This window comes from Deltaproteobacteria bacterium (assembly GCA_029210625.1).
Classification (GTDB): Bacteria; Myxococcota; Myxococcia; order SLRQ01; family SLRQ01; genus JARGFU01.
Genome location: JARGFU010000022.1, coordinates 24,234 through 39,846 on the forward strand (window position 1 = coordinate 24,234; position 15,613 = coordinate 39,846).

Below are 15,613 nucleotides of genomic sequence, written 5' to 3' on the forward strand. Positions count from 1 at the left end.
TTCTAGACGGAGAGGTCGTAGCGGATCTCGACCACCGAGCCCGGCGGGGGCACGTAGTTCCCGAGGAACTGGATGGAGAGGGTGGGACCGTCGTAGGTCCAGCCGGCCGCGGCGTCCCGGGGGACCGCCAGGCCGTCGACGGTGACCCGCAGGGTGGCCACCCGCGGGCTGGCCGAGAGGGGGAAGATCCGGCGCAGGCCCGAGAAGCGCAGGCCCAGCTCCTCCAGGGTGGCGCGGTAGTCGGCGGCGCAGACGCTGGCGTCGATGCCGCCGGTGAGGGCGGCGACCTGGTGGTAGCGCTCGCCGTTGTCGGCCTCGGCCCAGAGGATGCCCACGTCGTCGGGAGAGACGCAGCCGGAGGGCCGCTCACCCACGACCACCGAGACCGAGACGGTGTCCTCGTTCCCCACCCCCTTGAGGGCCTTGAAGCGGCGGGCGTAGTGATCGACGTCGCCCAGGGAGTTGTCGTCCTCGTCCGAGACGATGATGACCGCCAGGTCGGCGCCCTCCCGGAGGAAGCCGGCGTTGGCCCCGGAGATCAGGGGCTCGGTGAGGGCGGCCAGGGCCGCGGAGAAGCCCTGCTCGTCCTGCACCCGGCTGTCGGGCATCGTCACGTGGGAGCGGAAGGAGGCCACCGGATCCGGGGTGTCGGTGTCGATCACCGTGGGCGGGCCGATCAGCTCGCCCCGGAAGCCCATCCCGACCTGGATCATGTCGGTGGTGGTCACGCCGATGTGGAAGGAGAGCTGCTCCCGGGTGAGGCTGTCGATGAAGCGGGTGAAGGCCGCGGCCAGGCGATCCCGCTCGTTGTCCATCGTGCCCGAGTTGTCGATGACCCAGAGGATGTCCACCTGGGCGTCGTCCTGGAGGAAGGCGTCGATCTGGGAGGGGCCGCGCAGCTCGGGGGGCAGGAGCTCGGGCCGCAGCAGCTGGACCCGGTCCTGGTCCGCGCCGACGTGGAGGGCGGGCTCGGGCTCGATGGGGCGCACCCGGGCCTTGTAGACCGGCGCGGTGGTGGTCGGCCGGTCGCAGGCGAGGGCGGCCAGGGAGACGACGAACAGCGTCGTCACCGCCAGGGCCTCCCTCCAGGGCCCGCAGTCGTGGAGCTCCCTCCGCATCTTCGCCCTTCAGCCTAGCACCTTCGGGCGGGGGGGAGCGGTCCCCTAGATGACCCAGGCGAGGCGCAGGCCCAGGAGGGGGCTCCGGTTCAGGACGCCCACCTCCAGGCCGATCTCGAAGGCCTTCTTGCGCAGACCGAAGCCGATGGCCCCGTGGAAGCGCAGCGTGTCGCCCCCGTCGAAGAAGATCCAGGGGCCGATGAGGCCCTCGAGGTAGACCCGCGAGCGGCCGAACTTCACCCGCAGGTTCAGATCGATGGGCACCCCGAGGCCCACGCCGGGGGCCAGCAGGGCGACGCCGAAGCGGCCGCCGACGGTGAGCTTGCGGGCCACCGGCGTGTCCACCGCCAGGGTCAGCTCGAAGATCCCGGCGGCCTCCTCGACCACCCAGTCCGCCCCCAGGCCCAACCGGACCTCGGCGGCGGCAGGGCGGGCGAGCCCGGCGGCCAGCCCCAGCACCAGCAGCAGGATGGTCTTCTTCATGGTGTGGCCCCCCCCGGACTCGAACCGGGATGCCCATAGGACAGCTGATTTTGAGTCAACCGCGTCTGCCAATTCCGCCAGGGGGCCCTTCCCCGCCTCAATCTGGTCAGCAGGGAACCACCGGTATACAACGCCGCCGCGCATGATCAACCTCCTCATTTCGCTCGGTCTCGCCGCTGCCACCACCGTCGGCCTCGGCCTCTACACGGGCTTCGGCCTCGCCTCCTTCCCGGGGGTGGTCGTCGCCATCGCCTCCTACCTGCTGCTCGCCCGGCGGACGAACAAGCAGCTCGAGGCCCTGATGCCCGAGGTGCAGAAGGCGCTGGCGGCTCGCAAGCCCGAGGAGGCGATCCGGTTGCTGAAGTCCGCCCGGGAGCTGGGCCGGTGGCAGTTCCTGGTGGCCCCGGTCCTCGACGCCCAGATCGGGATGATCCACTACACCTACCAGCAGAACTTCGAGGCGGCCCGGCCCTTCCTGGAGCAGGCCTACGTGAAGCAGTGGCAGGCCAAGCTGATGCTGGCCGCGCTCCACTTCCAGAAGAAGCGCTGGGAGGAGATGACCGCCGCTTTCGAGGAGGCCACCAAGCACAACAAGAAGGCGGGCCTGACCTGGGCCGCCTGGGCGTGGTGCGAGGCCCGGCGGGGCAACAAGACCCTGGCCATCGAGATCCTGGGCAAGGGCCTGAAGGCCCAGCCCGAGGACGAGAAGCTCAAGGCCAACCTCCTCAACCTCCAGAACGGCAAGAAGATGAAGATGAAGGCCTACGCCGAGGAGTGGTGGGCCCTGCTGCTGGAGAAGCCTCCGGTGCAGATGGTCGGCATGGGCGGCAAGCCCGTGCGCGGCGGCATGCGCCAGAAGCGCGGCGGCCGCCGGCGCTGATCAGCGCCCGCGTTCGTGCCGGCGGTGACAGGAGAGGCAGAGGGCGTCGAACTCGTCCCGCAGGGCGCTCTGCCCCTTCCTCACCCGGTGCGGATCGTGGCAGCTGTGGCAGACCACGGCGTTGCCCTCCCCCAGGGGCCGGGGTGGCTCCATGATCCGCCGCTGGATGACGCCCACCGGGTGGCTGGCGTGCTCGAAGGTGTGGCAGCGGGTGCAGACCGCGATCGGATCGTCGAGGAGGGCCTTGTCCCGGATGGGGTGACAGGCCTGGCAGACCGGCTTGCCCTCGTAGGCGTGCGGGTCGATCAGGGCGTCGAGGATCTCGGGGTCGTAGGTGACGAAGCGCAACCCGCGGTACTGCGATGGGGTGAGCGTGCCGAGGTAGAGCATCACTCCGGCGCCCACCCCCAGCAGCGGCAGGAGCGCCCAGCCCAGCCACCGGGGCCCTTCGCTGCGAGCTGACCTCCCCACGCGGCCTTCAGCTCCCGCGCCCGTCGGGGAGACCGCCGTGGCCCGGCGCCGCGAGGTGAGCGTTCTCCCTCTCGAGCCCCTCGAGCATCTTGCGCACCCAGTCGGGCATCTCACCTCGCAGCCGGGCCATGTCGCCGGCCAGGTAGGAGTGGTTCATCAGGATGGCCGCGACCTTCACCAGGAACTCTCGCTTGAAGGCGGAGAGCTCCCCCAGGCGCACGAACTTGTCGGCGAAGAACTCGTGGGCCGCGCTCTTCAGGGCGCGGTGCATCTCCTCGAGGGTCATCGCCTCCGGCTTCACCACTGGCTCGACCAGGTTGAAGCGGGCGTAGTCGCGCACCTCGAGGTGGGGCTCGAGCTCCGGCCAGAGCTGGGTGTAGGGCCAGGGGGTGATCGCCAGGAAGAAGGCCATGTCGGGGCCGAAGTGCTTGGCCAGCTCGACGGTGGTCCGGATGCTCTCGGGCGTCTCGTCGGGGGTGCCCAGCACGAAGGAGGTCTCCGAGACGATGTCCGCCTGGTTGATCAGCTCGATGGCCCGCCGGCCCTGCTCGACGCTCGTGTCCTTCTGGTAGAGGTCCAGCGTGTCCTGCCGGGCGGCCTCCACCCCCACGTAGATGTGGGAGATGCCGGCCTCCTTGTAGCGAGGGAGGAGCGCCTCGTCCCGGAGGATGTCGTCGACCCGGGTCTCGAGGAGCAGCTCGACCCCCACCTCACGCTCGATGAGCAGGTCGAGGATGCGGGCCCAGCGCTCGGGATCCACGGTGGGGGTCTCGTCGGCGAGCATCGCGATGTTCACGCCGAAGCGGTCCCGCAGCATCTCCAGCTCGGCGACGAAGGCCTCGGCCCGCCGCGGGCGCCAGGAGAGCTCCCAGAAGAGGCGCTGCGAGCAGAAGGTGCAGGCCTGAGCGCAGCCCCGCGACGAGGAGACCACGGCCAGGGTCGAGCCGGCCTTGGGCCGGTAGGTGTAGGTGGGCCAGTCGACCAGGTCCCAGGCCGCCGGCAGCGCGTCCAGATCCGAGCTGAGCCGCCGGGTGCCGGTGGTGACGGGGTGACCCCCGTCCCGGTAGGCGATCCCCTGGACCTTTCGTGGGTGGTCCCCCGCGGCCAGGCAGTCGGCCAGTTCGGCGATCGTCACCTCGCCCTCTCCCCGGACCACGTAGTCGATCTCGGCGTGGAGGTTCAGGACCTCCTCCCACATGAAGGAGGCGTGGGTGTTGCCCAGGACGGTGATCAGCCCGGGGCGCGCCTCCTTGGCCCGGCGGCAGACCTCGACACAGGCGAGGTAGGAGGCGGTGATCCCCGTGAGGCCGACGAGGTCCGGGCGCTGGCGCTCGATCTCGGCCTGGATGGTCTCGTGGTCGTCGAAGCGGGCCATCGCGTCGTGGAGGACGACCTCGTGCCCCCGCTCCCGCAGCGCTCCGGCGAGCGTCACGAAGCCCAGGTTCATCCAGACCCCGGCGGACTCCACCACGCCCGAGTGGTAGGGGGGCGTGATCAACATGATCTTCAGACGCTTGTTCAATTCACTCGACCCGAAGTGGGTGATGTACCGTCGCCGCCGCCCACCGGTCAGGGGAGGAGGTCAAGCTACCACGACTCGCTTGCCGGTTCAGTCTAGCCGCAGGAGCCGATCTGGTTGTGGCAGTCGTTCTCGCTCCAGCCGTTCGTCGGCCCCCAGTTGGCCATGTTCGAGTCGGACTGCATGCCGTAGTTCGAGGTCGGGTACTCGTAGGGCGCGCCGTCCTGATCGGTAGCGATCGGATAGGGCCGCTTCCAGCCGTGGGGCACCATGCCGTGACAGGCCGCACAGGGGCGGTTGTCGTGGCGTCGGCAGTGGAGGTTGCGGCCGCCGGCCTCCCGGAAGCCCGACGCGCTTCCGTTCTCGTTGGTACAGTTGGCGCCATAGACCGTCGGGCTGTGGCAGTTGAAGCAGAGGTGGCCGGTGACGTTCCCGGTGCGCCCGGTGTTCTGGTTCCAGAGGCCCTTGAGCAAGGGAGAGACATCCGAGCCGTGCGCGCCGGCCGGATCCGTCCCGCTGGCGCTCGCGTGGCAGTCGGTGCAGGCCATGCCCGAGGCGCCGTCCCAGGGGGCGACATAGGTGCCCAGGCCGGTGGCCTTCGAGGCGCCCCAGACCGCGTGGTAGCGCGGGTTGTTGGGGTTGAAGTCACGCCCCACGTCCTGACCGGTGTAGCCGGAGCGCGCCGGCGTGTGGCACTTGAAGCAGAGGAAGGCCTGCCGGTCGGTGGCGGCGCCGGTGAGGGTCACGGGCTGGTAGTTGGACGGTGAGGTCCACACGCCGCCCACGGTCTGGGGCACCCTGCCCTCGCTGCCGTAGAGGACCGCGCCCGGCAGGGAGCTCTCGAGGGGGGAGAGCCCGGTGGTGGCCACGTGCACCTCGTGGCAGCTGGTGCACTCCACCTCCCAGCCGGTCTGCTCGCTGTCCACGATCGGGTGGTGGCTGGCCCGCCCGAAGGGGGTGGTGAGGTTCGTGCTCGCCACGCTGCCGTCGTGGCAGCCGTAGCAGAGGTCCTCCTCCCGGTAGACGAGCATCGTGCCCGCCGCCGAGCCGTGGCGGTCGTGGCAGCTCTCGCAGTCCAGGCCCGCCACCGAGTGCTGGCAGGGGATGCTCCAGTAGCTGCTCTTGTCCGGGGGCGTCTGGCCCTGGAAGAAGGTGCCCGCCCCGCCGTCGTGGCAGGTGCGGCAGAGCCCGGAGAGGCCGGTGGCGGCGTAGGTGAAGCCGTCGGTGGGATCCGGATCGACGATGGCCACGGTGCCCGAGGCGTGGTTGCTCACGTCGTGGCACTCCTGGCAGCTCGCGCGGATGACGAGGTCGTCGCCGGTGCTCGCCGGATCGTGGTCGTGGCTGGTGTCGAGGGTGATCCCCGGCTCGTCATGGCACTCGTTGCAGCCGATGGTGGTGTCGGTCCAGGTGGCGACGTTGTTCAGCTCGGCGACGTCACCCGGCAGCGGATCGTGGCAGCCGACCCGGCAGGTCGGGTTGGCGCTGGCGGTGTGCGAGGGCGAAAGGCCGTTGGTCGGCGTCGTGCCTCCCGGGTAGACCGGCGTCGCCCCGAAGACGACGTCGACGTTCGCCTGCAGCACGGTGCCGCCGCCCTCGTCGTGGGTGGGGCCGCTGCCGTTGTGGCCGTGGCAGGTGGCGCACCCGAAGCCGAGGGTCGTGAAGTGCAGGTCGTGGGCGCCGCCGCCGCCGGCGTAGTCCTGCGAGCCGGGCAGCGGTGGGTAGGCGTGGCAGCTCTCGCAGAGGAGATCGACGGTGCCGTCCACGTGGGTCTGGGGGTCGACCGGCGTGGTGCCGGTGAAGGGATGGCAGCCGCTGCAGTCGGTCGGGGCGACGACCGGGTGCGGCCCCGGCGGCGCGACGCCGTGACAGGTGCCGCAGGCGTCCTGCGTGCCATCGACGGTCGTCCAGGTGGGCGTCGTGTCGCTGCCGCCCCCGAGGGTGGCGCCGTGGCAGTAGTTGCTGCAGTCGCCGCCGCTGTAGCTGGGCGACGCGCCATCGGCGCTGGCCGTGGCGCCCCAGGTGGTCTCGGCCACTCCGTCACCGTCGATGTGGCCGGCGTCGGTGTAGGAGGCGGGGACGAGGTGACACTCGGTGCAGGCGATGTCCGCCCGCCAGCTCGTGCCGGTGACGAGGTGGGCCTGGTGGGCGCCGACCTGCGGATCGTTGGTGGCGCTGTCCCCCGCGGTGTCGACCGGCGGCGCGTCGCTGGTCGGGGAGCCGTGGCAGCTGTTGCAGCTCATCGGGGAGAGCTGCACGGTTCCGTCGACGTGCTGGGCCGGGGCCGAGAAGGTCTGGCCGGGCGCCGCGTCGGGGTGGCAGCTCTCGCAGTCGGTGCGGGCGACGTGCGGCGCGGCCGGCGGCGCTCCGTGGCAGGTGCCGCAGGCCGCCTGGGTGCCGTTCACCGTGGTCCAGATCGGGGTGGTGTTGGTGCCTCCGCTCATCAGGGTCTGGCCGTGGCAGTAGTTGTCGCAGGAGGCGCCGGTCCAGCCGGGGATCGCCCCGTCGGCGGTGGGCACCGCGTCCCAGGTGAGCTCCGCCGGCAGCGGGGTGTCGAGGTGGCCCGCGTCGGTCCAGGCGGCCGGGACCAGGTGGCAGTCGCTGCAGGGGATGGTCCGGTGCCAGGCGCTGGCCCCCAGGTGGCTCTGGTGGGCGCCCACGCCGGTCAGGGTGGTCAGGGAGGCTCCGGTGGTGTTCACCGGAGGGGCGTCGTTCGCGGCCGAGCCGTGGCAGGTGTTGCAGAGCAGGGGCACGAGCTCGACGGTGCCGTTCACGTGCTGCACCGCATTGACGATGGTCTGGCCGGCGCCCGCGTCCGGGTGGCAGGTCTCGCAGTCGCTGCGGCCCACGTGGGGGAAGGCCGGGGGAAGGCCGTGGCAGGTGCCGCAGGCGTCCTGGCTGCCGTCGACCGTGGTCCAGACCGGCGTGGTGTTGGTACCCCCGCTGATCAGGGTCTGGCCGTGGCAGTAGTTGTCGCAAGAGGCGCCGGTCCAGCCCGGGATGGCGCCGTCGGCCTGCGGCAACGCGCCCCAGGAGAGCTCGGCGGGCAGGTCGGTGTCCATGTGGCCGGCGTCGGTGTAGGCCGTGGGCACCTGATGGCAGGCGTCGCAGGCGATCGGGGCGCGCCAGGTGCTGCTGCCGAGGTGGCTCTGGTGCGCACCGACCCCGGTGTCGGAGGTCAGGGTGTCCCCGGCGGTGTCGACCGGGGGCGCGTCGCTGCTCGCCGAGCCGTGGCAGGTGTTGCAGAGGAGCGGCACCAGCTGCACCGTGCCGTCCACGTGCTGCGCCGGCGTGGAGAAGGTGAGCCCGGCGGCGGCGTCCGGGTGGCAGCTCTGGCAGTCGCCGCGATCGACGTGGGGGTAGTCCGGGGGCAGGCCGTGGCAGGTGCCGCAGGCGGCCTGCGTGCCGTTCACCGTGGTCCACACGGGGGTCGTGTCCGTGCCGCCGGTCATCAGGGTCTGGCCGTGGCAGTAGTTGTCGCAGGAGCCCGCGGCCCAGGTGGCCGTGGCGCCATCACCGGTGGGCAGCGCGCCCCAGGTGAGCTCGGCCGGCAGCGGCGTGTCCATGTGGCCCGGGTCGGTCCAGGCCGAGGGGACGAGGTGGCAGTCGGTGCAGATCACCGGGCGGTGCCAGGTGCTGGAGCCCAGGTGGCTCTGGTGAGCCCCGACGCCGGTGTCGGTGGTGAGGACGTCACCCGCGGTGTCCACCGGCGGGGCGTCACTCGTCGCCGAGCCATGGCAGGTGTTGCAGAGGAGCGGCACCAGATCGACGTCGCCGTCTACGTGCTGGGTCGAGTCCGTGATCGTCAGCCCGGGGCCCGCGTCCGGGTGACAGCTCGCGCAGTCGGGGTTCGTCGGGTGGTTCCCGCCCGGGGGCAGGCCGTGGCAGGTGCCGCAGGCGGCCTGGCTGCCATCGACCGTGGTCCAGTCGGGGGTCGTGTCCGAGCCGCCCCCGTCGGTGAGGGTCTGGCCGTGGCAGTAGTTGTCGCAGGTGCCGCCGGCGTAGCTCGGCGTCGCGCCATCGGCGCCGGCGGTCGTGCCCCAGGTGAGCTCGGCCGGCAGATCGGAGTCGATGTGACCGGCGTCGGTGTAGACCGCGGGGACCAGGTGGCACTCCTCGCAGGCGATGTCGGCCCGCCAGGCGCTGCCCGTGAGGTGGCTCTCGTGGGCGCCCACGCCGGGATCGGTGGTCACGGTCGCGCCACCGGTGTCCACCGGCGGGGCATCGCTGGTGGCGTCGCCGTGGCAGGTGTTACAGGCCAGCGGCACGAGATCGACGGTGCCATCGACGTGCTGGGCCGGCGCCGAGAAGGTCTGGCCGGGCGCGGCGTCGGGGTGGCAGCTCTCGCAGTCGCTGCGATCGACGTGCGGGAAGGCCGGGGGCAGGCCGTGGCAGGTGCCACAGGCGGCCTGGCTGCCGTCGACGGTGGTCCAGGCGGGCGTGGTGTTGGTGCCGCCCGTCAGGAGCGTCTGGCCATGGCAGTAGTTGTCGCAGGAGCCGGCGGCCCAGGTCGCGGTGGCGCCGTCGGCGGTGGGCACCGCGGCCCAGCTGAGCTCCGCCGGCAGCGGCGTGTCGACGTGGCCCGCGTCGGTCCAGGCCGCGGGGACCAGGTGGCAGTCGGCGCAGGGGATGGTGCGGTGCCAGGTGCTGGCGCCGAGGTGGCTCTGGTGGGCGCCGACGCTCGAGAGGGTGGTGGCGCTGGCGCCGCTGGTGTCCACCGGCGGCGCGTTGCTGGTCGCCGAGCCGTGGCAGGTGTTGCAGGCGAGCGGGACGAGCTGCACGGTGCCGTCCACGTGCTGGGCCGGCGCCGAGAAGGTCTGGCCGGGCGCGGCGTCGGGGTGGCAGCTCTCGCAGTCGCTGCGGGCGACGTGCGGGAAGGCCGGGGGCAGGCCGTGGCAAGTGCCGCAGGCGGCCTGGCTGCCGTCCACGGTGGTCCAGGCGGGCGTGGTGTTGGTGCCGCCGCCGAGGAGGGTCTGGCCGTGGCAGTAGTTGTCGCAGGAGCCGGCGGCCCAGGTGGCGGTGGCGCCGTCGGCGGTGGGCAAGGCGGCCCAGGTGAGCTCGGCGGGCAGCGGCGTGTCGATGTGGCCGGGGTCGGTGTACACGCCGGGGAGCAGGTGACAGTCGGTGCAGGGGATGGTGCGGTGCCAGGTGCTGGCGCCGAGGTGGCTCTGGTGAGCGCCGACACCGGAGAGGGTGGTCGCGCTGCCGTTGGTGGTGTCCACCGGCGGCGCGTTGCTGGTCGCCGAGCCGTGGCAGGAGTTGCAGGCGAAGCCGATGAGATCGACCGTGCCGTCCACGTGGCTGGCCGGGTCGGTGAAGGTCATGCCCGGGCCGGCGTCGGGGTGACAGGCCTCGCAGTCGCTGCGGTTGGCGTGGGGGAAGGGCGGCGGGGTGCCGTGGCAGCTGCCGCAGGCGGCCTGGCTGCCGTCGACGGTGGTCCAGGTGGGCGTGGTCTCGCTGCCGCCGCCCAGGGTCTCACCGTGGCAGTAGTTGGTGCAGTCGCCGCCGGCGTAGGTGGGGCTCGCGCCGTCGGCGGTGGCCGTGCTGCCCCAGACGGTCTCGGCGGGCAGGGCCGAGTCGAGGTGGCCGGCGTCGTCGTAGGCCGCCGGGACGAGGTGACACTCCTCGCAGGCGATGGGGGCGTGCCAGGAGGTGTCGCCATCGACGTGGCTCTGGTGGGCCCCCACGCCCGGGTCGGTGGTGGCGGTGTTGCCGTTGGTGTCCGAGGGCGGGGCGTCGTTGGTCGCCGAGCCGTGGCAGGAGTTGCAGGAGAGGCTCAGGTCGACCACACCGTCGATGTGGCTGGCCGGCGCGTCGGGGGTGGTGCCGGTGAAGGGGTGACAGCCCGAGCAGTCGGCGGGGTCGACCGCCGGGTGGGGCCCGGCCGGGGGCAGGCCGTGGCAGGTGCCGCAGGCGGCCTGGCTGCCGTCCACCGTGGTCCAGGCGGGGGTGGTGTCGCTGCCGCCGGTCAGGAGGGTCTGGCCATGGCAGTAGTTGTCACACGAGCCGGCCGCCCAGGTGGCGGTGGCGCCGTCGGCCGCGGCCAGGGCGCCCCAGGTCAGCTCCGCCGGCAGCGGGGTGTCCACGTGGCCGGCGTCGGTCCAGGCCGTGGGGACCTGATGGCAGTCGGCGCAGACCACCTCGCGATGCCAGCCGCTGGCGCCCAGGTGGCTCTGGTGGGCGCCCACCCCGGTGTCGCTGGTCACCGTGTCGCCCGCGGCGTCGACCGGCGGGGCGTCGCTCGAGGCCGAGCCATGGCAGGTGTTGCAGGCCAGGGGCACGAGCTGCACGGTCCCGTCCACGTGCTCGGAGGGCGTCGAGAAGGTCTGGCCGGCCGCGGCGTCGGGGTGACAGCTCTCGCAGTCGGTGCGCGGGACGTGGGGGTAGGCCGGAGGCAGACCGTGGCAGTTGCCGCAGGCGGCCTGGCTGCCATCGACGGTGGTCCAGACCGGCGTCGTGTCGGCGCCGCCGGCGATCAGGGTCTGGCCGTGGCAGTAGTTGTCGCAGGAGCCCCCGGAGTAGGTCGGCGTGGCGCCGTCGTTGACCGGGAGGGTGCCCCAGGTCAGCTCCGCCGGCAGGGGCGTGTCGAGGTGGCCGACGTCGGTCCAGGCCGCCGGGACCTGATGGCAGTCGGAGCAGACCAGCCTCCGGTGCCAGCTGTTGGTCCCGAGGTGGCTCTGGTGGGCCCCGACGCCCGCGTGGGTGGTGAGCGCGTCGCCGCCCGTGTCGACCGGCGGCGCGTTGCTGGTCGCGGAGCCGTGGCAGGTGTTACAGGCCAGCGGCACCAGATCGACGATGCCGTCGACGTGCTGCGCCGGAGCCGAGAAGCTCAGGCCGGCGGCGGCGTCCGGGTGGCAGGTCTCGCAGTCGCTGCGGGCGACATGGGGGAAGGCCGGGGGCAGGCCGTGGCAGGTGCCGCAAGCTGCCTGGCTGCCATCGACGGTCGTCCAGCTCGGGGTGGTCTCGCTGCCGCCGGCGATCAGGGTCTGGCCGTGGCAGTAGGTGTCGCAGCTGCCGGCCACGAAGGTCGGGACCGAGCCGTCGGCCAGGGCCACGGCGCCCCAGGTCAGCTCGGCGGGGAGCGGGGTGTCGGTGTGGCCGACGTCCCCGACGGCCGCCGGGACGAGGTGGCAGTCGTCGCAGCCGACGGCCCGGTGCCAGGAGGTGTCACCCGCGACGTGGCTCTGGTGGGCCCCGACGCCGGGCGCGCTCGTCGCCAGGTTGCCCAGGGTGTCCTGGGGCGGCGCGTCGTTGGTCGCCGAGCCGTGGCAGGAGTTGCAGGAGAGGGTCAGCTGGACGAGCCCGTCGATGTGCGTGGCGGGATCGTCGGGGGTGGTGCCGGTGAAGGGATGGCAGCCCGAGCAGTCGGTGGCGGCGACCGCCGGGTGGGGCCCCGCCGGAGGCAGCCCGTGGCAGGTGCCGCAGGCGGCCTGCGTGCCGTCCACGGTGGTCCAGTCGGGGGTCGTGTCGCTGCCGCCCGAGAGGAGGGTCTGGCCGTGGCAGTAGTTGTCGCAGGAGCCCCCGATGAAGGTCGGAGCGGCGCCGTCGGCCAGGGGCAGGCCTCCCCAGGTGAGCTCCGCGGGCAGCGGCGTGTCGACGTGGCCCGGATCCGTCCACTGGAGGGGCACCCGGTGGCAGGCGTCGCACTGCACCTCGCGGTGCCAGGAGCTGGTGCCGAGGTGACTCTGGTGAGCGCCCACGCTCGTCAGCGCGGTGCTGGCGTTGCCGGTGGTGTCCACCGGCGGGGCGTCGCTGGTGGCGCCGCCGTGGCAGGTGTTGCACTGCAGCGGCACGAGGTCGACGACGCCATCGACGTGGCGATCCGGCTCCAGGAAGCTGAACCCCGCGCCGATGTCCGGGTGGCAGCTCTGGCAGTCGAAGCGCGCGGGATGGGGGTAGGCCGGCGGCAGCCCGTGGCAGGTGCCGCAGCTGGCCTGGCTGCCATCGACGGTGGTCCAGACGGGGGTCGTCTCACTCCCACCGGGCAGGAGAGTCTGACCGTGGCAGTAGTTGTCACAGGAGCCGGCGGTGAAGGTCGGCGCCGCCGCGTCGGCCAGGGGCACGGCGCCCCAGGTCAGCTCGGCGGGCAGCGGGGTGTCGATGTGGCCGGGGGAGTCCAGGGCGGCCGGGTAGAGGTGGCAGTCGGTGCACTTGAGGTCCCGGTGCCAGCCCGATCCGGCGGCCAGGTGGGAGGCGTGGGCGCCCACGCCGCGCAGGGAGGTGTCGACGCCGCCGGTGGTGTCGGCGGGCGGAGCCGGGCCGGTGGCGGGATCACCATGGCAGCTGGTGCAGCCCAGGGGGCCGAGGTCGACGGTTCCGTCCACGTGGCGCTGGGGCTCGAGGAAGGTGAGGCCATCGGTGTCGATCGTGGGGTGGCAGCGGGAGCAGTCGGTGTCGACCGGGTGTGGCGCCTGAGGTGGCAGCGCGTGGCAGGTGCCGCAGGCCGCCTGGCTTCCGTCGACGGTGGTCCACTCCGGGGTGGTGTTGGTGCCGCCGGGGTGGAGGGTGACCCCGTGGCAGTAGACGCCGTCGCAGCGGAGCCGATCCCAGACCGGGCTGGCCCCATCGGCGAGGGGCACGCCCCCCCAGGTCAGCTCGGCGGGCCTCGGGGTGTCGATGTGGCCGACGTCTCCCACGGCGATCGGGACCAGGTGGCAGTCCTCGCAGACCACGTCGCGGTGCCAGTCCGAGCCCTCGACCAGGTGGCTGCGGTGGGCGCCCACCTCGGTCGCGCTCGTCAGGGAGCCGCCCCGCAGGTCCAGGGGGGGAGCGCCGCTCTCCTCGTCGCCGTGACAGAGGACGGCGCAGCTGAGCTCCGTCACGCCGCCATCGGTGCCGCCGCCATCGGTGCCGCCGCCATCGGTGCCGCCACCATCGGTGCCGCCACCATCGGTGCCGCCACCATCGGTGCCGCCGCCGTCGGTGCCGCCGCCGTCGGTGCCGCCGCCGTCGGTGTCGCCGCCGTCGGTGCCGCCACCATCGGTGCCGCCGCCGTCGGTGTTGCCGCCGTCGGTACCGGCGTCGGGTAGGCGGCCCCCGGGGTCGGAACACTCGCAACCGGCGAAGGACAGAACCAGACAGACACCGAGAATCAGCTCGCGCGATAGTGCTCGCAAGAACGCTCCCCTCCGCGCCGCAGGGAGTGCACGAACCGAACCAGCGCTCAGCTCCGCCAAGCCCTTGAAATCTGGAACCTTGACCGCCTTCCGAGTGGGGCATATGCCCCACCCTACGCCAGGTTTGCGCAGGCGATCCGCACGGCCGGATGCGACGAAAGGATTACGTCGATCCGGTCCTCCGGACTTCAGTCCACCATGAACTCGGTGTGGACCGTCGCCGCCACCCGGGAGATGACGAAGAAGGCGAAGACGGAGAGGCCGAGGAGGAAGAGGATAGCCCAGGCGGAGGCCTTGCCCTTCACCCGCCAGGTGATCCGGACGTGGAGGAAGAGGCCGTAGGCGATCCAGGTCGCCAGGGCCCAGGTCTCGATGGGGTCCCAGTCCCAGTAGCGCCCCCAGGCCTCCTGGGCCCAGAGGGCGCCCGCGGCGACCATGAAGGTCACGGCGATGAAGCCGAAGGCGACGAGCCGGTAGCCCAGGTCGTCGAGGCCGGCGAGCGCCGCACCGAGCTCGGGATCCTGCGCGCCGCGGCCGCGGCGTTCACGCACGAGGTACGCGAAGGCCACCGCCGACGCGACCAGGATCGATCCGTAGGCGACCTTGGCGAAGCCGATGTGGATCATCAGCCAGACGCTCTCGAAGGTGGCCGGCAGAGGCTCGACCTCGGGGCTCGAGAGCACGCCCCAGCCCAGCAGCAGGACCGAGAGGCCGAGCACCGGCCCGGCGGCCAGGCGCAGCGACTCTCGGCGCCAGAGCAGCGCGACCAGGATCGCCACCCCCACCCAGACGCTGGAGGAGAGCACCTCCAGGACGTTGATGTAGGGGCCGTGGCCGACCCTCACCCAGCGCAGGACGATGGAGAGGCCGAGGAGCGCGAGGCCCAGCGCGGCGGTCGAGAGCACCACCTGGCCGGGGCGCTTGCCCCCCCAGATCAGGGCGGCCCAGCCGGCGAGGGAGCCGAGGGCCAGGGCGATGGTCCCTGCCCAGAGCAGACCGATCTCGAGGCTCACGCCGGGCTCCTTCCCTTCTTCCTTCCGCGCATCGTCCAGAGGTAGTGCCAGAGGAGGAAGAAGGGCAAGGCTGCGAGCAGGGTCACCACCACCGGCCAGACCGGATCGTAGGGGGCCGAGAGGCGGGCGTAGGTGGGCAGCGCCTCGAGGCGCAGGGTGCCCAGAGGCAGCTCGAGCGCCTGCCCCACCGCCAGCCGCCAGGGCTCGGTCGCACCGGGGAGGATCAGCGCGACGCGAGCCTCGGGGGGGGCCTCGAGCCGCCACCGCTCCCCCTCGCCCCGCAGGTCGGGCAGCTCGAGCTCGGCGGAGATGGCGCCGCTTCCTCCCGGCAGGTTCAGCACCTGCACCTGCTCGAGGGGTTTTCTCCGGTACTCGGGGAAGGTGATCGCCCCCTGGCTGCGAGCGCCCGAGGGCGTGGTCAGGGAGAAGAGGGCGGCGAAGCCGGCGTTGGGCCAGAGGGAGTAGCGCACCCCGCTCACGCTCACCCCCTGCCCCGGTCGCAGGACGATGGAGCGGACCGCCCCACCCTCCTCGTTCACCTGCAGCCGGGCCTCGGCCGCGAGCTGAGTGCCGCTGCGGTGGTACTCGACCTGGTAGCGCTCGAGGCGCACCCCCGCCTCCTGGAGCCAGCCGGGCGCCAGGGGCCCCCGGCTCCGCACGGTGGCGGCCAGACCCCGCTCTTGCCCCTCGATGAGGAGGAGCTCGCACTCCTGATGGACGAGGCGTCCGGCGCCGGCCACGCCGCAGAGTCCGATGAGGGCCAGGTGGAAGCCCAGGAGGCCGGGCTTGCGCAGGAAGCCCTTCCAGCGCCGCGCCACCGTGGCCACGAGGTTGAGGGCCAGGGCGAAGAGCAGGGCAACCCTGGGCCACTCGCTCTCGACGAGCTCCTGGGCGCCAAGGACGAGGATGACCATGAGGACGAGCAGCAGCCCGGCCGTGAGCCGGAGCGAGGCCAGGCCCGCGAGGCCCCGACGCCACCCACGCCCCGCCCGAGCGGCCCTCATGGGCTCTCC

General features: G+C 72.6%; 8 protein-coding genes and 1 tRNA gene. 1 reads left to right on the forward strand and 8 read right to left on the reverse strand.

The features are described from left to right. Positions 1-2 precede the first annotated feature (2 nt). The 3 genes from P1V51_19125 to P1V51_19135 form a co-directional block, all read right to left on the reverse strand. Positions 3-1,118, reverse strand: a complete 1,116-nt coding sequence (locus P1V51_19125) for a VWA domain-containing protein (GenBank protein ID MDF1565158.1) — start codon at positions 1,116-1,118, stop codon at positions 3-5. A 45-nt stretch (positions 1,119-1,163) separates the two neighbouring features. Further along, positions 1,164-1,601, reverse strand: a complete 438-nt coding sequence (locus tag P1V51_19130) for a hypothetical protein (GenBank protein MDF1565159.1) — start codon at positions 1,599-1,601, stop codon at positions 1,164-1,166. Between the two features lie 4 nt (positions 1,602-1,605). Then, a tRNA-Leu gene (locus P1V51_19135) sits at positions 1,606-1,688 on the reverse strand. A gap of 55 nt (positions 1,689-1,743) precedes the next feature. Here P1V51_19135 and P1V51_19140 point away from each other — a divergent pair. Next, a complete protein-coding gene (locus P1V51_19140) occupies positions 1,744-2,481 on the forward strand; it encodes a hypothetical protein (GenBank protein MDF1565160.1) in 738 nt (245 codons plus the stop codon). Here P1V51_19140 and P1V51_19145 read toward each other — a convergent pair whose 3' ends face one another. The 5 genes from P1V51_19145 to P1V51_19165 all read right to left on the reverse strand — a co-directional run bounded on the left by P1V51_19145 (position 2,482) and on the right by P1V51_19165 (position 15,604). After that, a complete protein-coding gene (locus P1V51_19145) occupies positions 2,482-2,952 on the reverse strand; it encodes a cytochrome c3 family protein (protein ID MDF1565161.1) in 471 nt (156 codons plus the stop codon). Between the two features lie 7 nt (positions 2,953-2,959). After that, complete coding sequence (locus P1V51_19150; protein ID MDF1565162.1) at positions 2,960-4,474, reverse strand: radical SAM protein; 1,515 nt, start codon at positions 4,472-4,474, stop codon at positions 2,960-2,962. 92 nt (positions 4,475-4,566) lie between these two features. Further along, a complete protein-coding gene (locus P1V51_19155; protein ID MDF1565163.1) occupies positions 4,567-13,587 on the reverse strand; it encodes a cytochrome c3 family protein in 9,021 nt (3,006 codons plus the stop codon). Between the two features lie 188 nt (positions 13,588-13,775). Further along, complete coding sequence (ccsA, locus tag P1V51_19160) at positions 13,776-14,600, reverse strand: cytochrome c biogenesis protein CcsA (protein MDF1565164.1); 825 nt, start codon at positions 14,598-14,600, stop codon at positions 13,776-13,778. Then, complete coding sequence (locus P1V51_19165; protein MDF1565165.1) at positions 14,597-15,604, reverse strand: cytochrome c biogenesis protein ResB; 1,008 nt, start codon at positions 15,602-15,604, stop codon at positions 14,597-14,599. The genes ccsA and P1V51_19165 overlap by 4 nt, the downstream gene beginning before the upstream one ends. Positions 15,605-15,613 lie beyond the last annotated feature (9 nt).